A 23,241-nucleotide genomic window follows, 5' to 3' on the forward strand; every position below is an offset into this window, starting at 1 on the left:
TTCAACCTGACGAACAGCGTCACCGCTTTTCCGAAAGAGCGGTGGCGCTGTTCTTCTATGAGAAACTAAACGTATGAGATTTGGATCAACACAGCGCCTGAATTCATCCCGCCAAGAACTAACCGAACAGCTCAAAGAGTTTCTCTCCGGTTCGCGCACGGTAACCCTGCTGGGATCTACTGGCTCCATCGGTACACAAGGCCTTGAAGTAATAGAGCACCTCAACTCACTAGCTGGGGTTCCTTCCTCCGATGACGGCGCCCCATTGAGAGTCAAGGCTCTGGCTGCGGGAACATCCTCCTTAGACCTGCTAGCTCAGCAGGCTGTAGCGTTCCGCCCCGAGCTCATAGCAACGTCGGGAACTGCAGAACACGCAGCTCAGCTCAGAGAAGCAATCCAATCTCAAGCAGGTTCCTCCTACCGCCCAGAAATCATCTGGGGGCAAGACGCTGCAACACGCGCCGCACAAGCAGGCGCCGACGTCGTCCTCAACGGCATCACCGGTTCAATCGGACTGCAACCCACCCTCGCTGCGCTCGAAGCGCACTCGCAGGTGGCGTTGGCAAATAAGGAATCCCTCATTGCAGGCGGGGCGTTGGTCAAAGCAGCGGTAGACGCATCGCCGCTAGAGCAGCCGATGATTCCTGTCGACTCCGAGCACTCAGCTCTTGCCCAGGCGCTCGCTAGCGGGCACGATGCTGAAGTGGACCGGCTCATTTTGACTGCTTCTGGCGGCCCTTTCCGCGGTATGGGATACGAGCAACTTCGCGAGGTAACCCCCGAACAAGCTCTAGCTCACCCCACCTGGGACATGGGTCTAGTCGTCACCACCAATTCGGCGTCTATGGTCAATAAGGCTTTGGAAGTTCTTGAAGCCCACCATCTCTTTGGCGTTGACCTAGACCGGATTGATGTAACCGTTCACCGTCAGTCCGTAGTGCATTCGATGGTGCAATTTGTAGACGGCTCGACCATCGCCCAGGCAAGCCCGCCCACCATGCTGTTGCCCATCGCGCTGGGTCTTACCTGGCCGCACCGTATATCCGGGGTCGCGCAGCCGTGTGACTGGAGTAAAGCTTCCGAATGGACTTTTGAGCCCCTCGATCACGAGGCCTTTCCTGCGGTGAACATGATTAAAGACGCCGGACGTCGAGGCGGCACCTTCCCCGCCGTCTTTAACGCGGCGAATGAAGAAGCTGTAGCAGCATTTCATGCTGGGAAGATACGTTTTACCGATATTATTGAATCTGTGGGCAAAGTATTGGACGAACACGACCAATCTGAGGCCAAAACCGAAGAAAAAGATTTGACTTTGGACTCAGTTTTGCATGCAGAGCGCTGGGCTCGTATACGTGCGAACGAAATCCTGGCACAATAGAGGAGTATCAAAAACGTGTTGACCGTGGCCGCAGGAATTTTCCTGCGGCCACGGTCTTTTAAGTTGCTGACCCCTGTCAGGAGCCCCGCTGAGAAGAACAGCGAAACCACTGGATGAAGTTTAGAAAACGGTCAGACCACGCGCACGGAATTGCTCACGCACTCGTTCGGTCTCCTCTTTGGTAGGAGGGGAGACATCTTCGAGTTTGTAATCCAACCCCAAAGACTTCCACTTGTCGGTACCCATCTGGTGGAAGGGCAGAACCTCTACGCGTGAAACAGCGGTGCGCCATCTGCGGACGATATCGGCAACCTTCTCCACGTTCTCTACCGAGTCGGTGTATCCGGGGACCACAACGAACCGAATCCAGATTTCTTTACCGAGCGCGGTGAGACGATCACCAAAATCGATGGTAGGTTGCAACGCTCTGCCGGTGAGGGCACGGTAGATTTCTTCATCTCCCGATTTGACGTCGAGCAACACCAAATCAACAGACTCTAAAAAGTCATCTGTTGCCGCAGCCCCCAAAAAACCGGAGGTATCGATACAGGTATGAATGCCCATCGACTTAGCACTCATGAGCAAGTTCCACGCAAAAGCGCGTTGCATGAGTACTTCACCACCGGAGATAGTCAGGCCGCCGCCGGTAGAGCGGAAAACCTTTTTATACCTCTTGAGCTTCTTGATGAGTTCGGAAGCTTCAATGGGTTGCCCGTCTTTCATATTGAAAGTATCGGGGTTGTGGCAGTAGAGGCAGCGTAAGGGGCATCCGTTCATGAACACCGTCATACGTGTTCCGGGGCCATCTACCGCCGTCACCAGTTCCCAGGAGTGCACAGAACCCAGCTTGCCCTCGCGCATCAGAGCGAGTTGCTGGCTACGTTCAAATTCTGTTTGCTCTCCCAGACCCCAGGTTCCTGCCCCTGCATGGCGAGACGCCGGGGGAGCAAAATCTTGCTCTCCCAGCGTCGACCCGGTTTCTAATGTAACCGTTGTTGAAGACATAAAGTCCTATCCCAAAGATGTGAAAGTTCTATGCGCCTGCGTGGAAAGTACGGGAGAGAACGTCCATCTGCTGCTCGCGGGTCAGGCGCACAAAGTTTACTGCGTAGCCTGAAACGCGAACGGTGAGGTTGGGGTAGTTCTCGGGGTTTTCCATTGCATCTTCTAGAGTTTCGCGATTCAAAACATTGATGTTCGCGTGGTACAGGCCCTTCTGGCCTGCAGGCTTTGCCTCGCGGTTAGCCTTCATTGATGCAAGACGCTCTTCAAAAGTTTTTACTGCCATGATGTTCTCCTTGATGAATTGTGTTGAAAGGGTGGTGGTAGGACGCGCGCGGTTCGGCGTCCTACCGGGGTTGATTAGTCTTCTTCGGGCAAGAATCCAGCGTCGAGAATACCGACGAGGTTCTTGACCTGGTCGTCTTTGGTGCGACCCAGCGCGGTAGGCGTGATGGTGTTGGTTAGCGAGATGCCATCGAGGGCGTCCTGGTAATCCAGTTTGCCGACGGAAAGCATTGAGGCAACCATCCCGTGGGTGTCCATGCCGTTCTCGGGGTTTGCACCGGGGGAGAAGGGCGTGCCTGCGCGGTGACCGGAGGGGAAGTTACCCGTTGCCTTGCCATAAACCACGTTGGAAGTAATGGTAAGTACGGACTGGGTCGGGATTGCATCGCGGTACATGGGGATCGCTTTGATCTTGCTCATGACCGTGTGAACGATGGTCGCAGCAATATCGTCTGCGCGATCGTCGTCGTTACCGTAGGCGGGGAAGTCGCCTTCAGTTTTGTAATCCACAATCAGACCGGTCTCATCGCGAATCGGGGTGACCTTGGCATACTTGATAGCTGCCAGGGAGTCCGCAACGATGGAGAGACCTGCAATACCGCAGCCCATGGCGCGAATAATATCTGAATCGTGCAGAGCCATTTCAATAGCTTCGTAGGCGTACTTGTCATGGCTGTAGTGAATGATGTTCAAAGCCTCAACGTAGGTACCGATTACCCAGTCGAGCATCTCTTCATATTTCTGCCAGACCTCATCGAAATCGAGGGGGCCGTCACCGGAAATAGGATCATGACCTTCAACGATTTGCTTGCCGCTCACTTCGTCGCGGCCACCGTTGATGGCGTACAGCAAAGCCTTCGCAGCGTTGACGCGCGCACCGAAGAACTGCATCTGCTTGCCGACCTTCATCGGAGAAACGCAGCAGGCAATAGCGGCATCGTCGCCCCACTGGTCACGAATCTGCGGATCAGATTCGTACTGAATGGATGAGGTCTCAATAGAAATTGATGAGCAGAATTCTTTGTAACCTTCGGGCAACCGCTCGTCCCAGAAAATGGTGATGTTGGGCTCGGGAGCAGGGCCAAGGTTACGCAAGGTCTGCAACAGGCGGAAGGAGGTCTTGGTGACCAGAGTACGACCATCGTCGCTGAACCCACCGTCTGACCAGGTCGCCCAGTAGGGATCGCCGGAGAAGATTTGATCGTAATCAATAGTGCGCAGGAAGCGGGTAATGCGCAGCTTGATAACCAGCGCATCAATGATTTCCTGAGCCTCAGATTCGGTAATCAGACCGGCTTTGAGATCGCGCTCAAAGTAGGCGTCCAAGAAACCCGAGAGGCGACCAATAGACATAGCTGCGCCGTCCTGGGATTTCACGGAGGCGAGGTAACCGAAGTAAGTCCACTGCACAGCTTCTTTGGCGGTCTTTGCAGGACCAGAAATATCAAAGCCGTACTTGGCAGCCATCTTCTTCAAGCGTTTCAGAGCCTTAATCTGCTCTGAGTGCTCTTCACGGTAGCGCGCCCAGTGCTCGGAGAAACCCTGATCGGCTACGCGATCCTTGTCAATTTCCTTTTCAGAAATCAGGAAGTCGACACCATAGAGGGCTACACGGCGGTAGTCTCCGATAATGCGACCGCGACCGTATGCATCGGGCAAACCGGTGATGATGTGAGAGGAACGAGCCGCACGAATGCGAGGAGTGTAGATATCGAACACTGCCTCATTATGGGTCTTGCGGTACTCGGTGAAGATCTTTTTGACATCTTCGTTGGGTTCTTTACCGGCTTCACGGATTGCAGTTTCAACCATGCGCCAGCCGCCGTTAGGCATCATGGCGCGCTTGAGAGGAACATCGGTTTGCAAGCCAACGACGACGTCGTCGTCTTCGCTAATGTAGCCAGCGCCGAAAGCGTCAATCTCAGCGGGAGTTTCGGTATCAACATCGTAGACGCGGCGTTCGCGTTCAACTGAGAGGTACTTCTTCTCTAGAGTGTCCCATACACGCAGGGTCTTGTCGGTGGGACCTGCAAGGAAATCAGCGTTACCTTCAAAGGGAGTGTAGTTGCGCATGATGAAATCGCGGACATCTACATGCTCCTGCCAGGGACCACCAACAAACCCAGCCCAAGCTTCAGTTTTTGGATCGTTCTGATCGGGCTGGATGGTATCTGGACGGTCTACTGTTACGGTCATCTGTTGTGCTCCTATAGAGGTGCTTTTATTCAATAAAATATTGAATGTTCGAATACTCTTACTCTATAAAATTGCTGCGTGAAGGTCAGCCCCGCACCAAGAATGTTAAGAGTCATTTTGAGTAGAAGTAGGGTCAAAAACCGCAGAATATCAGGCTTATGAGAAATGTTATGCAGGATAACTCTTCAATAGAATTTCCAAACTATTCTCTATATTTTCATTTGTGAAGTTTATGTAAATTGAACCTTATTCTTAGTGTAAAAATGACCTTTTGGGTTATCCACAGGTTTTCGTGATTGGATAGCTAGCATCCCGTGAGTAATCGCTACGGGGAGCTCCGTGTGTATGCTTCACGGAGGCACGATTGTTCAACGAATGACGGTTCAGGAGAATTTAGTGGGAGTTGCACTCTTTATCAGTGGTGTGGTGGTGATGGTCATTGCTATTGCCGCTTCGATTGCCCTCCATGAAATCGGGCATTTAGTTCCTGCGAAAATTTTCCGTGTGAGAGTACCTCAGTACATGATTGGGTTCGGTAAAACGCTGTTTTCGGTGAAAAGAGGCGAGACAGAGTACGGGCTCAAAGCTATACCGCTGGGCGGGTATATCGCTATGGTGGGCATGTATCCTCCGGGGGCGACGCGCGACCCCCAGAAAAAACCTGGACCGCTAGCAGATATATATGATGAAGCCCGACGCGCGGACGCCCAACGGATTCTTGCCACCGATAAGGGGCGACTTTTCTATCAGTTACCTGTCTGGAAGAAAATCATTATCATGCTGGGCGGGCCCACCATGAATTTACTCATCGGTGTACTTTGCCTTGCTGTATTAATTTTGGGCTTTGGTCAGCAGCAACCTACCACCACGATTTCATCAGTTTCTCAGTGCGTTCAAAAGGTCTCAGCCACGAACGTCGATAACGCTGCCTCGGATGGTTGCGGAAACGATGCGCCTCAATCTCCTGCGGCTGAGGCGGGTATCGAACCGGGGGATAAGATTCTGTCGTTTGCAGGAACTGAGGTCAGTTCCTGGGATCAGCTGAGCGAACTTATTCGCTCCCACGCTAATCAGAGTGTGCCTGTTACGGTGCAGCGCGATGGCACGCGCACCGAACTTACTATTGAGCCGATGCTCACCGCGCGCCCTGTGCTCAATGAGCTAACGGGCCAGTATGAGAAGAATGCCGATGGCACCTATCAAACTGTGGAGGTCGGTTTCATCGGAGTTGGTCCGACGAGTGAACTGACTCCCGGCACTGTGAGCGATGTACTACCTACCGTGGGGCAGAATTTGCAGCAGATTGGTTCTACCCTCATTAAACTTCCTGTCCGCGTTTGGGGTGTGGCGCAGACATTACTGACCAACGGTGAGCGAGCAGCAGATTCACCGGTTTCTGTAGTGGGCGTGGGGCGAATCGCCGGTGAAGTAGCGGCAACAGACAAAATCGATCTGCACTCCAAGGTTGCTTCGTTGGTTTCGCTTATCGGCTCGATGAACCTGATGCTCTTTGTCTTCAACCTGATTCCCTTACTACCGCTGGACGGTGGCCACGTGCTGGGTGCTCTCTGGGAGGGGATTCGTAAAATATGGGCAAAGCTGAGAGGAAAGTCTTCGCCGGGGGCTTTCGACCCCGTCAAGCTCCTACCACTGACCTGGATAGTTGCCGGGGCGTTCTTGGCGATGTCCGGCATCCTGATTCTTGCCGATATTTTCAAGCCAGTCAGTATTTTCTAAGGTCTAGGGGCGGTTAATACGGAGTAGTTTAGCCAGCTGTTCATGGTGGTGCGATGGCAGGCACTGTGCTTCATAGACCTGGCGCGCAAGCTCCTTATCGCCCATTTTCGCCCGAAACGCCATACCCATAGTGATTCCATGCTCTGGCGCGGGTAGAAATTCCAGGGTATCACCGGGAGAAATCACGCCGGGTTCAAGCACTCTGAAGTAGCAGCCAGAATCCCCGTGCTGGGTAAAAGACTTGACCCAGCCCTTTTGGTCTAACCAGGAGGCGAACGTGCGACAGGGCTGGCGAGGCACGCTCACCTGCAACAGAGCTGACCCAACGCGTACTTTTTGATTAATGACTGCGGTGCTCCAATCGACGCCCTCCGTCGTCAGGTTCTCCCCGAAAGCGCCCGACTCATAGGTGCTGTTGTTTTCTTTAGACCACCACTGTAATTCTTCTAAAGCAAAAGCATAGACTGCCTTATCGGCGCCTCCATGATGTTTGCAGTCTCCAATAGCATCACCTTTTACTCCTGAGCCGTCACCATAATTCGGCCCCGGAGCAAATACCGAGATGAATTTCTGGGGCAGTTTGTTGATCCCCGAAATCTTATCTTCCCCGGTAGGGCAGGGGATTGGTCGGGCAACGTTGGTTGAAACAACGACGCCGTGTGTGCCTCCGGCAGCGGGAATTTTCAAAAGTGAAGAAGCCATGTCTCCATCATATTCAAACGCACTCTGATCGCCCTGAACAACGTGGGCAAATGTACTTTGCTCCTATATCGCTCCTGAGGGAATGAAGTGGCAGAATAGGATGATGATGTGATGCGTGGTTTTCACGTATCTAGGCAAAAACTTTGGAGGATTTATCTTGGCTTCGGTCAATCTAGGAATGCCAGCGGCACCAGCGCCCACACTCGCACCCCGCCGCAAAACCCGCCAGTTCAACGTCGGTTCGGTGGGCGTAGGCTCAGATTCTCCTATTTCTGTGCAGTCGATGACTACGACCAAGACACACGATATCGGCTCGACCCTACAGCAAATCGCTGAACTGACTGCAGCAGGCTGCGATATCGTTCGTGTTGCATGCCCCACCGATAAGGACGCCGAGGCGCTTCCAATCATCGCCAAGCAGTCACAGATTCCCGTGATTGCTGACATTCATTTTCAGCCCAAGTACGTTTTCCAGGCGATTGAAGCCGGTTGCGGCGCGGTTCGTGTGAACCCTGGTAATATCCGCAAATTTGATAACCAAGTTAAAGAGATTGCTCAGGCAGCGCAGGAGCACGGTACTTCTATCCGTATCGGCGTCAACGCTGGTTCTCTGGACCCGCGCCTGCTGGAGAAATACGGCAAGGCAACCCCTGAAGCCCTGGTGGAATCGGCAGTTTGGGAAGCCTCATTGTTTGAAGAGCACGGCTTCCGCGACTTCAAGATTTCAGTGAAACATAATGACCCCGTAGTGATGGTTGAGGCTTACCGCCAGCTCGCAGCAGCGGGCGACTGGCCCTTGCACCTGGGCGTGACTGAAGCTGGTCCTGCATTCCAGGGAACTATTAAGTCCGCAACTGCTTTCGGCGCTCTGCTCTCTGAAGGTATCGGCGATACGATTCGTGTATCTCTCTCAGCTCCTCCTGTTGAAGAGGTAAAGGTCGGTTCTCAGATTCTTGAATCACTGAACCTGCGCCCTCGTAAACTCGATATTGTTTCTTGCCCCTCCTGCGGTCGCGCCCAGGTGAATGTATGGGAACTTGCAGAAAGCGTCTCAGCCGGTCTCGAAGGTATGAAGGTTCCCCTGCGCGTTGCCGTCATGGGTTGTGTCGTCAACGGACCCGGCGAAGCTCGCGAAGCCGATTTGGGCGTTGCTTCCGGTAATGGAAAGGGCCAGATTTTTGTGAAGGGTGAAGTCATCAAGACTGTACCCGAATCAGAAATCGTTCCTACCCTCATCGAAGAAGCAAACCGTATTGCTTCTGAGATGGAAGCACGCGGTGAATTCGTGCCAGATGATGCCGCGCCCGAGGTCACCGTCAAATAGCCAGCCGTAGGTTCTCTTCGATGAACCTCCTACGAGAAAGCCACCGGAAACGTGTTTTCATTTCTTCAGCGTTCATCGCGTGATGCGCTGATTCGCCCCCTCACCATGGAGGATCGGGCTAATTTAGAAGCAATGATTAACACGGATCCGGTAGCTTTTCTCTATGCAGCGGAGCACCTTGATCTGTTTGGGTTGCCAGCGTCGTCAGCTATGCCGGCGTTGCGAACGTCTGCCGGGTTCATGGGTATTTTTGAACCGACCAGCGACGAGACGACGGCGCCCGTAGCCAACGCCGGGTTAGAGCCTGAACAGCACCGGCGGCAGAGCGGTCTTAGTTTGAGCCCCCGTATCAAACAAATTGCCGATATATTTCTTTCCCCCATCTCCCAAGCTCGTCCATCATCCTCAGAGCTAGAAGACGATGGAGAAGAGCCACTGCGTAGTGCAGCGCCGATTTCCCACGTCCTCGTAGGTGCGTTTTGGCTGGGATCAAACTGCGTACCTCTGGTGATTCCTGATGCCTACCGCGCTCAGGTGGCAACCGTTATTGCTCGCTCGTCTCGGACAGTAGCTTCCATTTTTGGAGCGCAACAGGACGTCCTTGGCCTCTGGGAGTTACTTGCCCCTAAAATGGGCAAAGCATTGTCGATCCGAGAGAACCAACCACTTCTGTATCTACCTCTGGATGTTTCGCTTGAACGCCTGGCTGCGCAGTCGTTATACCGTCCAGATTTAGAAGCACCTCAGGTCGTTGCCGGTGGCGCTCGTTGGGCGAGGACCTCAGACCGCCAATCTTTGCTCAAGGCATCGGTTGCTATGTTTACCGAAGAAGTCGGCTACGATCCTATGTCTAGGGATCCTGTGGGCTATGCCCGCAGAGTCGACGAATTCATTAGAACCGGGCGGTCTGTGGTGGCAACGAACGACGACGGCGTGGTGGTTTTTAAGGCGGATTTGGGGTTGGCGCATGCCGATGTTTGCCAGATTCAAGGGGTGTGGCTACACCCTGCTTACAGAGGGTTTGGGCTCTCTGAGCCGTTGCTTGCTCAGGCGTTCCAGCTTATCAGGCCGCGTTTTCCGCACATCAGCTTGTATGTGAATGATTTCAATACCCGGGCGCGTAAACTCTATGCAGCATTGGGTATGAGTGAAGAAAACACGTTTGCCACCATCCTCTTCTGAGTCTGAAAAGTTCCCCTGATCAGCGTCTTGAGTTCGTAATAAACTTTTTAGTCTTTAACTCGCTGTGCGCAGTAAAAATGACACTCACTCAGTAATCTGTCGTTTAAATATCTATCTTTTGATTTGAAGGAAACATCAAAAATGTTTAAATCCCCTTGTCAGGGAGGGGATACGAGTTGTGGGTCAAACGGGGTTAGCATAATTTCCCCTAGTCACAGGTATTTTTGCGCCTTAACCCACAGTTATAAGGACAAATTTTCAAAACTCTGAGTAATATCTGAGTGAGAGCTTTATTTTCCGTAATTCTTTTAAGAGTCGGCTGACAGGCATTTTTACCTGCTTTAGCCGCGTCTTTCGCACATCCCTACATACATATATGCACTTTTAGAGGAGATTACTCATGGGTAAAAAACAACGCACACTGAGCGCTACCCTTCTTTCGGCTACTTTCTTGATGAGCTTGGCTCCCGGCGCAGCACAGGCGGCCGATGCTTCAGCCATTTATATGAATCCCCAAGCTGGGATTACAAAGCTGTGGAAGACTGACCCAGCTAAGTATGGTAATCCTGTTTCACCAGAGAAATGCGTTAAAGGAAAAGGTTGTGAACAGGTTTTTGAGAAGTCTGTTATCACCTGGAATTCCCGCAACGGTGTCAAGGCGCTGACCGGCGCAGAGCGTGCTCAGGCGTTTGAGAAGGTTGGCGGCATTGGTACGGTTGGTGCTTTAGAGGGCGACGCCTGGGATAACGCTTTCTGTGGCCCTTCAGTTACTACCTTTGACGGTAAAACCCGCCACCTCGTCGTCGTGGGTGGAGATAAAGCAACTATTGGTTCTTCTATCGATTTGAACTCGGTCGAAGGCAAACAGTGGATTAAGGATCGCGCTACATCCAAGAAGTGCTTTACCTCGGTAGTTACTCCTCCTGCTCCCGGTGAAAACAACCAAATCCCCACAAATATTGACTGGTCCAAAGCAAGCCATGAGTGGAACGGCGACCGCCTCACCTTCCGCACAGACACCACCTCATACGTCGTCGCAGCAGATGCCAACTTGAAGCCAAAAGCTGGTGCAACTGTTTATGAGGTGCCCCTGTTCGCCAAGACCAATATCTATTGGAATAACTGGGAGCGGGCGTACCAAAATACTGCGTTTGATCCAGTAGCTGCTCTCGGTATGCCTGTTGCCCAGCCTGCCTGGCAGGACAAAGCGTACACCCAGCAGTTTGAGGGTGGCACCGTGACGTATAACCCCGCTACCGGAGAACACTCGATTCATATTTCCCTAGAGGGTGCCAAAGCCTACTCTAAGATCATTGGACAACGCCTTGATATTCCTGCAGACGGTTACACAGGAAATCTTGTACCAATCGGTAATCACCTCTACGCAGAAAAGGGTGAAGCCTTTGCCTTTATCTATGACTCCCAATCAGGAGAGTTTGGAGTGATGGACAACCGCGTCTACGACGAATTTCTGCAGAACCCTAGCCATTTTGGTACTTGGGATGGGACCGAAGTATACGGCGATGGACGTGGAGGTCCCCTCTATAACGGGGCAGTCTCCCTTTTCACTACCGCCGATGGTAAATCTGCCTGGGCTGGGGGAGAAAAGACTCAGTCCGTGTATTACACCGTTGAGAATGCAGATGGGACTAGAGTCACAGAGCATATCGACCGTGAACCTGTTTGGATTCCCACCGATCCCGCCAAGGTCGACTGGAGCAAGGCACACTATTACGAGTTGCCGGGTCTTCCCAACGAGGCAGGTGGAGCGCTCTTCTATCAAGACGGTCCAGCATCATCCATTATTATCAAAGCAAATGCAGATGGGACTCCCAAAGCGGGGGCAGCCGCATACCGTTCTGATTGGTTAGGTTACTTCTATCCCTTTGACGGACGCTTTACCTACAATGATTTCTCCGCCTGGTCTAACCCCACCCCTTCAGGAGATACCGCTCCTCACGCTTTCCTAGGTGTTCCTCTTGAGGATGGTAAAACCGTTGTAGAAAACGGCGTTACCTACCAGATTCAGAAGTTTGAACACGGTTCCATTAAATGGGAAGTGCCAGTAGGGGATGCTGCGGCTAAGGATGCTGTTGTTACTTTGGACGCTGAAACACAAAAAATTTATGACGAGCGTCTTGGCTAATAATCCGGGAAGCTCTCGGGCTATTCCTATAAGAAGTGCAATGGGAAGAAGGATTCCTGTTGCACTTCCCCTAAAACTCAACGAAGAGGAAAAATGATGAAATTTTCATCCAACAAATGGGGCGTCTCGCTTCTTTCTGCGACTGCTCTCGTCGCGCTACTACCCAGTGTGGCTCAGGCGGCCCCTATTCCGAGTGTCTACATGAACCCCAACGCTGGTATCACCAAACTCTGGAAAACAGACCCTGCCAAATACGGCCAGCCATTATCGCCGGAGAAATGCGTTAAGGGTAAAGGCTGCGAGCAGATTTTTGAAAAGTCTGTTATTACCTGGGGTTCATCCACCGGCGTCAAAGCTATTACCGGTGCCGATCGTGCTCAGGCATATGAAAAAGCAGGCGGTATCGGTGTGGTTGGCGCCCTCGAAGGTGACGCCTGGAATAACACTTATTGTGGTCCATCGGTAACAACTTTTGACGGCAAGACCCGCCACCTCGTCGTCGTCGGTGGCACCAAGGCGACTGCGGGTTCATCCATTGATTTGAACTCAGTCGAAGGTAAGAAATGGTTGCAAACGCGAGGCACAGCCAAGGCATGCTTTGATGCCAAGCCAGCAGTAGACAACGAAGCTGCAACCAAAGCCAAAGTTCTTGATATGGTGCATAAATCCTTTGACTCTACCGTTACGGCTGAAGACATTATCGTCACTGACGGTCGTTACTACGCAGTAGCTGTAGGATATAAAGGACGCGTTTTCCTTTACGACCAGCAGATCGGAAACAGCGGAATACTTGAAGGACCGGTTTATACCGAATACATCAAGAACCCTTCGTATTATGGCGGGCTTATCATCTCATTTTCCCCTGACGGCGGCGACAGCGATATGGGCTATGTCAGCATCTTCGGTGAGTCAGCAGTCAATGAGTTCGCACTTCAAGCCTATGGCGAGCGCTCCGTCAGCGTGCAGCACTCCCAGTATGTTGTCAATGCAGATGGAACAAAGACCTGGCAGCCTGTTGAGGACTACGTGATTGACCACGAAGTTCCTTATACCCCGCTTGATATTAATTCCATCGACTGGTCCAAGGCTTCCTACTCAGATATGCCAGGGCTACCCGGTGAAGAGGGCGGTGCCCTTTTCGTCACAGATGCCCGTGCCATGTACATCATCAAAGCTAACGCAGATCACACTCCTGTAACAGGAGCTAAAGCCTATCGCTCGGAATGGCTGGGATATCAAGAGTCCATCATTAGCCGTGGATCTTGGACGCAAGCTCAGCAGTGGTACCAAGGCGATTGGAATCTTGAGCCTAGTAAGGTGAGCGCTTTGGGCGTGCCTGTTGCTGAGGCAAAAATTGTGGAAGAAGGCGGCCTCAAATACCAAACGCAGCAATTTGAGCATGGATCTATCAAATGGCTCATGCCAGATAGTAAGCTCGTCAATCCAACCTATGAGGCAGAAATTACGTTAAATCCTGAAGCTCAGGCGTTCTTCAACTGGTAGGGGATTATCTCTCGACGTCTGATGTGCTGATTTAGCTTAATGGTCGCGTCTTAGAGCGGTGTGCATCCTTTCTAGAGGGTGCGCACCGCTCTTTTTTACTTTTTCTGTTGTGCATGCCGTGAGACAGTAGAATAAAACAAAATGCCTCTAGCCTGCGTGCTGGGGGAGAACCCCAAGAGAAACGGATGATTCAGGTGGCAACTACTCGCCTTTCACAACTCTTTCTGCGCACTCTGCGCGATGATCCGGTAGATGCCGAGGTCGCCAGCCACAAACTGCTGGTTCGCGCCGGGTACATTCGTCGTGCTGCCCCCGGCATTTATACCTGGTTGCCGCTGGGTCTTAAGGTGCTCAACAAAGTTGAGAACATAGTGCGCGAAGAAATGAACGCGATTGGTGCACAGGAAGTTCATTTTCCTGCTCTTTTGCCCCGTGAACCCTATGAGGCGACCAACCGCTGGACCGAGTACGGCGATAATCTTTTCCGCCTGCAGGATCGCCGCGGCACTGACATGCTTTTGGCTCCTACCCATGAAGAGATGTTCACCCTTTTGGTCAAGGACCTTTATAGCTCCTACAAAGATTTGCCGGTCTATCTCTACCAGATTCAGACCAAGTACCGCGACGAAGCGCGTCCTCGTGCCGGACTGCTCCGCGGTCGTGAATTCATTATGAAGGACTCCTACTCCTTCAACATTGACGACGCCGGGTTGGAAGAAGCGTATTTCGCTCACCGTGGGGCTTACCAGCGTATATTTGAGCGCCTTGGCTTAGAAATCGCCATCGTGAAGGCACAATCAGGTGCTATGGGTGGCTCCCGCTCGGAAGAGTTCTTGCACCCCACGCCTGTCGGCGAAGATACTTTTGTGCGGTCGGAAGGTGGATACGCGGCAAACGTTGAAGCAGTCACAACCGTAGTGCCAGAACCTATCGATGCCAGCAACACCCCTGCGGCATCCATCGAGGTAACTCCAGACTCACCCACTATCGAGACTCTGGTAGAACAGTCCAATGCGCTTCACCCCAAATCAGAGGGGCAATGGACCGCTGCAGATACCCTGAAAAACGTTGTTATCGCAGTCATTCACCCCGATGGCACTCGCCAGCTTGTTGCCATTGGCGTGCCTGGCGACCGCGCGGTCGACATGGGCCGCGTCGAAGTGAACGTGGGCGTATTGCTCGGTATTGGCGGCGAAGTTGAGGTAGAAGCAGCAACCGAGGAAGACTTCAAAAAATTCCCCCAGCTGGTCAAGGGGTATATTGGCCCCGGTCTCTCTCTCGATGCAAAACTGCTTGGCACCGAATCAGAGACCGAAATCCCATACTTTGTTGACCCCCGTGTAGTCTCCGGTTCGACATGGATTACCGGTGCTAACGAAGCTGAGAAGCATGTGTACAACCTCGTCTTCGAACGCGATTTTGAGGCGGACGGTGTGATTGAGGCCTGTGAAGTTCGAGAAGGTGATCCCGCTCCCGACGGTTCGGGACCTCTCATTGCAGCCCGCGGCATCGAAATGGGGCACATCTTCCAGCTGGGCCGCAAATATGCAGAAGCTCTGGGGCTCAAGGTTCTAGACCAAAACGGCAAGTTGCAGACTGTCACCATGGGGTCTTACGGTGTGGGTGTTACCCGTGCGCTCGCAGCGATTGCTGAAGGAAACCATGACGATAAGGGCCTAATCTGGCCTCGAAATCTAGCCCCTGCAGACGTCCATGTGATAGCTACCGGCAAAGGGGCAGATATTACCGAATACGCTGAAAAGCTAGTGGAAGAATTATCTGCAGCCGGTCTTGACGTAATGTTCGATGATCGCCCCAAGGCATCTCCCGGCGTGAAGTTTGGCGATGCCGAATTGCTGGGCGTTCCTACCATCGTTGTGGTGGGGCGTGGTTTCAAGGACGGCAAGCTAGAGCTGAAAGATCGCCGTTCTGGCGAGACTCGGGATATTGCCGTCGAGTCCGCTGCAGAAGAAATTGTGCGAGAAGTAAATAAATAAAAGAAGTATCTCCGCGACCTGAAAAAGGGAACTGAAAATGAGGGCGCGGAGAACTTTTGCTTCGTGGGCTAGTGAAGGAGCCCCCTCATGTTTGAATCAATGGATCCAATGACCTTGATTTTAATGGTGTGCGCGGGTTTCTTTGCTGGCTGGGTCGACGCGGTAGTTGGCGGTGGAGGTTTGGTTCAGCTACCGGCGCTGATGCTTGTACCTGGACTCACTCCCTACCAGGCGTTAGCGGTCAATAAACTGGGCTCAGTTTTTGGAACAGTTGCCAGCGCCACCACCTATTACCGGCGGACTTCCGCCGATCTCCAAACTTCGCTACCTACTGCTGTCGTGGCATTTTTTGCGAGTATGGGAGGGGCAATAGTTGCAACCCATATCCCTACAACCCTTTTCAAACCCATTATTGTCTGCGCACTGGTGGGGGTTCTGCTGTTTACTGTTTTCAAACCGAATCTGGGGGAGTTGCAGCAACTCAAACATACTGGGGCTCGGCATATTCTCACAGCTTTGGGTGTCGGCGTGGTGATTGGGTTCTACGACGGGCTACTCGGACCGGGCACCGGCTCATTTTTGATGATTGCCTTGATTAGTCTTCTGGGATACAACTTTTTGCTGGCAACTGCTCAAACAAAAATTATCAATCTTGCGACTAACCTTGGAGCGTTGATTTTCTTTGCGCTTGCCGGGTACCAGGTTTGGTCATTGGGACTTCTGCTGGGATCGGCAAATCTTTGCGGTGGCTACCTGGGTGCACGAACAGCCATAGCGCGGGGGAATAAGTTCATTCGAGTGATGATGATGGGGGTAGTTTCTGCATTGATTCTTACGATGGCGTGGGATCTTTGGAGCAGAGCACTTTTCTTCTAGGAACTACTCTCCAAACGAAAGTTTCACCGACTCCCCGAAGATGGGCGAGTCAGTAGTTACAGCGGAATCAGCCCAAACCGCCTGAGCGTTCGTTTTTACATTGTTCTGAAGAGATTTCAAAGAATCTGCAGCGTGCGCTTCATCGAAGTCATAAGCAGGTTGCTGGGCGGGAACCTGAAAATTACAAGAAGTTGCCTCCGAAAGATTTTGCTCCCACTTTTCGGCTTGAGCAAGCGCATCGGATATGCGTTTTTCATCGACGTTGTCCTCCGGCTCAGGGGAACGGGCGTCAATAACTTGTGCTGCATAAAGATAGGCATGGGCAGATGCCAAGGTATCCTGCACACTGTCCGGGGCAGATTCAGCATGATTCGGAGAATCACAGCTGATGTGCACAGTTCCGACAAACTCTGGTGAGCCTTTAACTAATTTCTCTGCACTACCCGCATGCCAGAGCTGCAGGGCGAAAGTGAGTGCTTGAGCGCGGTCTGCGGCGTCCGTCGAATCATCGACGGCGATATTCCAGAGCTCATCAACTCCGGACGTGAGGGAAAAGTCCGGTACTTCTGATGTTTCAGTGGAACTCAGTTCATGGGCGCTTTCAGGCACCTGCTCCAATTGCTTCTCTATCAGTTGATCGATGGATGCCTGCGCAGAGTTATCTTGAATAGATTGCAGAGTCTGCACCATACGAACCTGGGGAGCAAGCTGTTTTTCCACACTGTCAGTCTGCTGAGCCGAGCTATACCCCCAAGTACCCAAACCAAGGATCCCTACCGCTGCAAGCATGGATATACCCGTCGATGTTTTCATCATGCACCTCTTCTCAACCAACAGAACCCTCTCTATCTTCGCACAGGTTCGCAGTAGCCCCCGAGCACGCTTCCAGAGAAAAAACAATGCACAACCGCAGCTCATTCGCTACCGTTAAGCACGAAGAATATACAACTATCAACTACTTCCCTAGAGAAAGTAATTCATGGCAAAGAAAACAGAGCTGAATTCCCGTGAACGACGCGCGGCTGAACGCGCAGCGGCAGGTATCCAAACCAGTACACCCCCCAAGCCCTTTATCAACACCGAAGAAATCCGCACCGCAATTGTTCCCGTCATCGAAGAGTTCGGATGCATACTAGAGTCGCTGAACGCTAAAGGTTCCGGTAAGAACCGCACCTTAGAAATCGTGATTGACTACACCGAAGAACGCACCGACTTCCTCTCCCTCGACACCATTGCCGAAGTTTCCCAGGGCATTTCAGCAGTACTCGATCAAGCTAATGACGGTGAAGACCCCTACCTGTTAGAGGTCTCTTCACCTGGCGCTACGCGCGCCCTGACCGAGCGTCGGCATTGGAAACGATCCCTGAACCGCCTGCTCAATATTGACCTGACCGACGGTGAGCCCTTCCTCGCTCGCCTAGATGAAGTCCTAGAGGAAGGCGTCAAAATCCGCCGCAAAAAGCAGACGAAAAAGGGGCAACCGGAGTCTTATAAAGACCAAGAAACCTTGCCTTGGGATTCAATTTCTAGCGCAAATGTAGAGATTGAGTTCAACCACTAGGTCTAAGTTCGCTAGACTTACTCCAAGACGTATTAATCGACAAGATGTTTTGTGCGGGAAAGCTCGCGTGAATTGAACACATCGACGGAGCCGGGACACCGCAAGTGTCCCGGCCCTGTTCTACACGGAAAGGCCGGCTATGGATATCGATCTGAGCAACCTGCGACTGCTGGAAAAAGAGCGAGACATTTCAATTGAGGAACTCATTCCGATGATTGAGAGCGCTCTGTTGCTGGCGTACCAGAAACAGCCCGGCGCGATTAGAGAATCACGTGCTGAGATTGACCGTAAGACTGGCGCGGTCACTATTTGGGCTCCTGAGCTCGATGATGATGATGAGCAGATAGGCGAATTCGACGACACCCCCAATAACTTTGGGCGTATCGCCGCATCGACCGCTCGCCAGGTCATCTACCAGCGCCTCCGCGACGCAGAAGATTCACATTTGTTGGGTGAATACAAGGATCGCGAAGGTCAACTAGTAACCGGTGTGGTTCAGCAGGGTCCGAATCCCCGTATGGTTCACGTTGATTTAGGCACGGTGGAGGCTGTTCTGCCGTCTTCTGAGCAGGTTCCCGGTGAACGTTACCCGCACGGTTCGCGCGTGCGTGCCTATCTTTTGGAGGCTCGTCGCGGACCTAAAGGTCCTTCAGTGCAACTTTCCCGAACCCACCCCAACTTGGTTCGCCGTCTTTTCGAACACGAAGTACCTGAAATCCAAGATGGTTCGGTAGAGATCATGTCCATTGCTCGTGAAGCGGGTCATCGTACCAAGATTTCGGTCATGGCAACTAAGCCCGGCATCAACCCTAAGGGCTCATGCATTGGTGAAATGGGTTCGCGTGTACGCGCAGTCATGAGCGAATTGAACAACGAGAAAATCGATATTGTCGATTACTCGGATGACCCCACTGAGTTCATTGCTGCGGCTCTTTCTCCTTCAAAGGTTAAGAGCGTGACGGTCACGGATCAGCGTTCATACTCTGCCCGTGCTGTGGTTCCCGACGATCAGCTGTCTCTTGCTATTGGCAAAGAAGGTCAGAACGCTCGTCTGGCAGCAAAACTCACCGGTTGGCGCATCGATATTCTCTCTGAATCTCGCTTTAACCAGGCAATGGAAGAGGCAGGTCGGATGACGGAACCCTCCGAGGATAATGCGAACTAACTCACTTAGTTGCGCTCAACCCCTCCTTCGGGGCTAAACTGGAACATAGTCTAGTTCGACTTTTCAGTCTGAGATGGACGTTTCGCGCTTTTGTGCGCCCTTCGTCCAGTTACGCCTAAGGAGGATACCATGCTTGATTCCCTCCGTACGTGTATCGGATGCAGAGTCAAAGACTCACCCCATCAACTTGTTCGCATCGTCTGCGAAAAGCGCGCAGGGGAATCTCTTCCTTTTGCAGTGTTTGATGATGAAAAGAACAAACCCGGGCGCGGAGCTTGGATTCATCCCGATTCCGAATGTCTGAGCAAAGCTCACCGCAAGGGAGCTTTTCACAGGGCGTTCCGTTCCCGAGTACAGCCTCAGGAACTGGTGATGACAGCATAGTGCTGTATAACCGGTTCTAGACTGAGCGGTCACATGCCAAACAGGTCAAGGCGAACCAATATGTAAGTCAACTAGTTTGACGACTTCTTATGCGAAAGCGAGTCAGAAAACTGATGGAAACTCTATGAGTGCCGCACGATGAGTACTTTGTTGTGCTCTCACACAGGCAAAAAAGTAGCTAGCTTCAATCCTCGAAGCCGGTTTACTCTCTTCAAGTATTAAAGGTTCGCGCCGTCCTGGTGCGAACCAGGACAGGAGAAATGTGGCTAAGCCCCGCGTTCACCAACTCGCAAAAGAGTTGGGAATTACTTCTAAAGAAGCTATCGGTAAGCTTCAGGAACTTGGCGAATTCGTCAAAGGTCCATCATCTACCGTGGAACCGCCCGTAGAAAAGAAACTACGTTCAGCGTTCCCTCAAGCTGCAGGGGAAAAGCCTGCAGAAAACCAGGCAAAGGCAGCAGAGCCCAAGGGCTCCGCACCTAAGCCTTCTGGCGCACCTAAGCCAGGCGCCGCAACTCCTAAACCAGGCGCAGCAGCACCTAAGCCTTCTGGCACACCCAAGCCCGGCAACGCACCGAAGCCCGGTGCCAAACCAACTGCGAAGCCTGCAACCCAGCAGGCAGAAACTAAGCCGGCTCAGAAAGCTAGTGGACCTCGTCCCGGTAACAACCCCTTCTCTACGCAGCAGGGCATGAACCGGAACGAATCTTCTGCTCCTTCCGCACCTAAGCCAGGCGCCGCAGCTCCTAAACCAGGCGCAGCAGCACCTAAGCCTTCTGGCGCACCCAAGCCTGGCGCTAAACCAGGTCCTCGCCCCGGAAATAATCCTTTTTCATCCCAGCAGGGTATGGGCAAGCGTAATGAGCGCGGCGAACGAGGTCAGGGCGGACCCCGTCCTGCCGGTCGTAATCAGCGCGGTGGCGGCCCTCGTCCCGCAGGCGGTCAGGGTGGCCCTCGTCCCGCAGGTGGCGGTCAGGGCGGTTCTCGTCCCGCAGGTGGCAACGGTGGCCCTCGTCCCGCAGGTGGCGGTCGTAACCAGCGTCCTGCTAACGCAGGTCAGGGCGGACCCCGTCCCGCAGGTAACAACGCACCTCGTCCTGCAAATGCAGGGGGCGGCGGAAACCGTCCTTCACCTAACATGATGCCTACCAAGATGGCAGCTCCTGCAGCCGGTGCACCCGGTCGCGGTGGCAACGCTGGCGGCGGCAATGGTCCTCGCCGCGGAGGCGGGGGCGGATTCAACCGTGGCCCTGGTCGCGGTGGCCCCGGCGGCGGTCGCGGTAACGCTCAGGGCGCTTTCGGTCGCGGCGGTGGACGTCGAGGCAAGAAGAAGAAGCAGAACCGTAGGGATCAAGATCAGATCCAGGCACCCACAGTAGGTGGCGTAGTAGTTCCTCGCGGTGACGGAGAAACTCTTATTCGCTTGCGTCGCGGTGCTTCGATTATGGATTTTGCTGAGAAGATTAATGCAAACCCCGCATCGTTGATTACCGTGCTGTTCCACCTCGGTGAAATGGCAACTCAGACTCAGTCACTGGATGAGGAAACTTTCGAGCTCCTCGGTGCTGAACTGGGCTACAAAGTTCAGGTTGTTTCACCTGAGGACGAAGAGCGCGAACTCTTCGAATCCTTCGACATCAACTTGGATGCTGAAGCTGAAGCAGAAGATGACGATGTCCTAGAGATTCGTCCTCCTGTTGTAACCGTTATGGGTCACGTTGACCACGGTAAGACTCGTTTGCTGGACGCTATCCGTAACACCAACGTTATTGAAGGCGAAGCCGGCGGTATTACCCAGCACATCGGTGCTTACCAAATCCGTACCGAGGTAGAAGGCGAAGAGCGCGCTCTAACCTTCATTGATACTCCCGGTCACGAGGCGTTTACCGCTATGCGTGCCCGCGGTGCCAAGGTCACTGACATCGCTGTTCTGGTTGTTGCAGCGGACGATGGCGTTATGCCACAGACCGTTGAAGCACTGAACCACGCCAAGGCCGCTGAGGTTCCGATTGTTGTCGCAGTCAACAAGATTGATAAGGAAGGCGCTAGCCCCGATAAGATTCGTGGTCAGCTCACCGAATACGGTCTAATTCCTGAAGAATACGGTGGCGACACCATGTTCGTGGACGTCTCTGCACGCCAGGGTTTGAACATTGACGAGCTTCTTGAAGCTATCTGCCTCACCGCAGACGGTGCTCTAGAGCTCACCGCTAACCCCAACAAGGAAGCTCGTGGCGTTGCCATTGAAGCTAACTTGGATAAGGGTCGCGGCGCGGTTTCCACCGTCTTGGTTCAGTCCGGTACCTTGCATATTGGTGACGCTATCGTGGCCGGTGTGGCACACGGTCGTGTTCGTGCGATGTTCGATGAAAACGGGAACGCTGTACAAGAAGCTGGTCCTTCACGCCCCGTGCAGGTTCTGGGTCTTTCTACCGTTCCTCGTGCAGGCGATACCTTTATCTCGACCGAAGAAGAGCGTACCGCCCGTCAAATCGCTGAAAAGCGTGAGGCTGCCGATCGTAATGCTATGTTGGCTAAGCGCCGCAAGCGCGTTACCCTCGAATCCTTCGACGCTGCTGTGGCTGAGGGCAACATGGATACCCTCAACCTCATCATCAAGGGTGACGTTTCCGGTGCTGTTGAAGCTCTGGAAGAGTCCATCATGAAGATTGATGCTGGCGGGGACGAGGTTCAGGTTCGCGTTATCCACCGTGGTGTGGGTGCGATTACCCAGAACGACGTCAACCTTGCAACCGTTGATAATGCGGTCATCATCGGCTTCAACGTTCGTCCGGCGGAGCGAGTTACCGAACTTGCTGACCGTGAAGGCGTAGAACTGAAGTTCTACACCGTCATCTACCGCGCACTTGAAGAGATTGAAGCAGCCGTCAAGGGTATGCTCAAGCCTGAGTACGAAGAAGTTGAGCTTGGCTCAGCGGAGATCCGCGAAGTATTCCGCTCCTCCAAGTGGGGTAATATCGCAGGTTCGATTGTCAAGTCAGGCATCATCAAGCGCAATTCCAAGGCACGCCTGGTACGCGATGGCAACGTGGTTCAGGACAACCTGACCATCGAGTCCTTGCGCCGCTTCAAGGACGACGCCACTGAGGTTCGCGAAGGTTACGAGTGCGGTATTGGACTCGGCTCCTTCAACGACATCAAGGACGGCGACATCATTGAGACTTGGGAGCTTCAGGAGAAGCCCCGCGTCTAAGACGTGTCTATCATCTAACACTCGTTGAGTGAGAGGGCGGGGTGTCCGGCTATGTTGCTGGGCGCCCCGCCTCATTTTTCTGCAAATAGTGCAGAACCCCGATAAACTTTTAGAAGATAAAATCTCATCGTTAAGGAGCAAAATTATGGCAGATGCAGCACGCGCAGCCCGCCTTGCGGATCGCATCAAGGTTATTGTTGCCAAAGCATTGGAACGCCGCATTAAAGACCCACGTCTGGGTTTTGTAACTATTACCGATGCGCGAGTAACCAATGACTTGCAGCACGCTACCTTGTACTACACGGTGTATGGCACCGCTGAAGAACAGGCTTCTACTCAGGCGGCTTTGGAATCTGCCAAGGGTGTTTTGCGCTCTGAGGTAGGTAAGAATATTACTGCCCGTTTGACTCCTACGCTGACTTTTGTTCCTGATGAAGTTCCGGTGAATGCATCGCATATTGAGGACTTGCTGCGTAAAGCGCGCTCTCGCGATGAGGAACTCGCTGAGGCATCTTCGGGCGCTACCTATGCGGGTGAAGCCGATCCGTACAAGAAGCCTGATGAAGAAGAATCCGAAGAGGCATAAACC

Annotated in this window: 18 protein-coding genes; 13 read left to right on the forward strand and 5 right to left on the reverse strand. The window is 52.9% G+C overall.

All coding sequences use genetic code 11. The features are described from left to right. The first annotated feature begins 73 nt into the window (after window positions 1–73). Complete coding sequence (dxr, locus tag A7E48_RS00290; protein WP_068167905.1) at window positions 74–1,378, forward strand: 1-deoxy-D-xylulose-5-phosphate reductoisomerase; 1,305 nt, start codon at window positions 74–76, stop codon at window positions 1,376–1,378. Window positions 1,379–1,498: 120 nt separating this feature from the next. On the opposite strand, the gene pflA is transcribed toward dxr, so the two are convergent. From pflA to A7E48_RS00305, 3 genes are all read right to left on the reverse strand, one after another. After that, window positions 1,499–2,383: a pyruvate formate-lyase-activating protein gene (gene pflA, locus A7E48_RS00295; protein WP_068167907.1), complete on the reverse strand. Its 885-nt coding sequence runs from the start codon at window positions 2,381–2,383 to the stop codon at window positions 1,499–1,501. Between the two features lie 28 nt (window positions 2,384–2,411). Continuing rightward, complete coding sequence (gene grcA2 / locus A7E48_RS00300; protein ID WP_068167909.1) at window positions 2,412–2,666, reverse strand: autonomous glycyl radical cofactor GrcA2; 255 nt, start codon at window positions 2,664–2,666, stop codon at window positions 2,412–2,414. Window positions 2,667–2,740: 74 nt separating this feature from the next. Further along, complete coding sequence (locus A7E48_RS00305) at window positions 2,741–4,861, reverse strand: pyruvate formate lyase family protein (protein WP_068167911.1); 2,121 nt, start codon at window positions 4,859–4,861, stop codon at window positions 2,741–2,743. A gap of 345 nt (window positions 4,862–5,206) precedes the next feature. On the opposite strand from A7E48_RS00305, the gene A7E48_RS00310 reads away from it, so the two are divergent. Then, entirely contained in the window at window positions 5,207–6,598 is a 1,392-nt protein-coding gene (locus A7E48_RS00310) for an RIP metalloprotease (RefSeq protein ID WP_233125921.1), read from the forward strand. A 3-nt stretch (window positions 6,599–6,601) separates the two neighbouring features. Here A7E48_RS00310 and A7E48_RS00315 read toward each other — a convergent pair whose 3' ends face one another. Beyond that, complete coding sequence (locus tag A7E48_RS00315; RefSeq protein ID WP_068167919.1) at window positions 6,602–7,300, reverse strand: MOSC domain-containing protein; 699 nt, start codon at window positions 7,298–7,300, stop codon at window positions 6,602–6,604. A gap of 157 nt (window positions 7,301–7,457) precedes the next feature. Between A7E48_RS00315 and ispG the strand changes: the two genes are divergently transcribed. The 6 genes from ispG to A7E48_RS00345 all read left to right on the forward strand — a co-directional run bounded on the left by ispG (window position 7,458) and on the right by A7E48_RS00345 (window position 16,328). Next, window positions 7,458–8,624 carry a flavodoxin-dependent (E)-4-hydroxy-3-methylbut-2-enyl-diphosphate synthase gene (gene ispG, locus A7E48_RS00320; protein ID WP_068168169.1) on the forward strand — a complete coding sequence of 389 codons (1,167 nt, stop codon included), beginning with the start codon at window positions 7,458–7,460 and terminating at the stop codon, window positions 8,622–8,624. 51 nt (window positions 8,625–8,675) lie between these two features. Further along, entirely contained in the window at window positions 8,676–9,806 is a 1,131-nt protein-coding gene (locus tag A7E48_RS00325; RefSeq protein ID WP_068167925.1) for a GNAT family N-acetyltransferase, read from the forward strand. A gap of 400 nt (window positions 9,807–10,206) precedes the next feature. After that, complete coding sequence (locus A7E48_RS00330) at window positions 10,207–11,952, forward strand: hypothetical protein (RefSeq protein ID WP_068167927.1); 1,746 nt, start codon at window positions 10,207–10,209, stop codon at window positions 11,950–11,952. A 93-nt stretch (window positions 11,953–12,045) separates the two neighbouring features. Continuing rightward, complete coding sequence (locus A7E48_RS00335; protein ID WP_141669311.1) at window positions 12,046–13,455, forward strand: hypothetical protein; 1,410 nt, start codon at window positions 12,046–12,048, stop codon at window positions 13,453–13,455. 185 nt (window positions 13,456–13,640) lie between these two features. After that, a complete protein-coding gene (locus A7E48_RS00340) occupies window positions 13,641–15,452 on the forward strand; it encodes a proline--tRNA ligase (protein ID WP_068167930.1) in 1,812 nt (603 codons plus the stop codon). A gap of 87 nt (window positions 15,453–15,539) precedes the next feature. Then, window positions 15,540–16,328 (forward strand): TSUP family transporter, encoded by a 789-nt coding sequence (locus A7E48_RS00345; protein ID WP_068167932.1) that lies wholly within the window; start codon window positions 15,540–15,542, stop codon window positions 16,326–16,328. Between the two features lie 3 nt (window positions 16,329–16,331). Here the strand turns inward: A7E48_RS00345 and A7E48_RS00350 are convergent, their stop codons facing one another. Then, window positions 16,332–17,144 (reverse strand): hypothetical protein, encoded by an 813-nt coding sequence (locus A7E48_RS00350; RefSeq protein WP_141669312.1) that lies wholly within the window; start codon window positions 17,142–17,144, stop codon window positions 16,332–16,334. Between the two features lie 163 nt (window positions 17,145–17,307). On the opposite strand from A7E48_RS00350, the gene rimP reads away from it, so the two are divergent. The 5 genes from rimP to rbfA all read left to right on the forward strand — a co-directional run bounded on the left by rimP (window position 17,308) and on the right by rbfA (window position 23,238). Continuing rightward, window positions 17,308–17,889, forward strand: a complete 582-nt coding sequence (gene rimP / locus A7E48_RS00355) for a ribosome maturation factor RimP (protein ID WP_068167936.1) — start codon at window positions 17,308–17,310, stop codon at window positions 17,887–17,889. A gap of 139 nt (window positions 17,890–18,028) precedes the next feature. Beyond that, on the forward strand, window positions 18,029–19,054 hold the full coding sequence (gene nusA, locus A7E48_RS00360; RefSeq protein WP_068167938.1) for a transcription termination factor NusA: 1,026 nt from the start codon (window positions 18,029–18,031) through the stop codon (window positions 19,052–19,054). Window positions 19,055–19,183: 129 nt separating this feature from the next. Further along, window positions 19,184–19,438 (forward strand): YlxR family protein, encoded by a 255-nt coding sequence (locus tag A7E48_RS00365; protein WP_068167940.1) that lies wholly within the window; start codon window positions 19,184–19,186, stop codon window positions 19,436–19,438. Between the two features lie 262 nt (window positions 19,439–19,700). Further along, window positions 19,701–22,652, forward strand: coding sequence for a translation initiation factor IF-2 (gene infB, locus A7E48_RS00370; RefSeq protein ID WP_068167942.1), 2,952 nt, complete (start codon window positions 19,701–19,703; stop codon window positions 22,650–22,652). A gap of 145 nt (window positions 22,653–22,797) precedes the next feature. Next, entirely contained in the window at window positions 22,798–23,238 is a 441-nt protein-coding gene (gene rbfA / locus A7E48_RS00375; RefSeq protein WP_068167946.1) for a 30S ribosome-binding factor RbfA, read from the forward strand. The last annotated feature ends 3 nt before the right edge of the window (window positions 23,239–23,241 follow it).

Source organism: Rothia sp. ND6WE1A, assembly GCF_001683935.1.
Lineage (GTDB): Bacteria > Actinomycetota > Actinomycetes > Actinomycetales > Micrococcaceae > Rothia > Rothia amarae.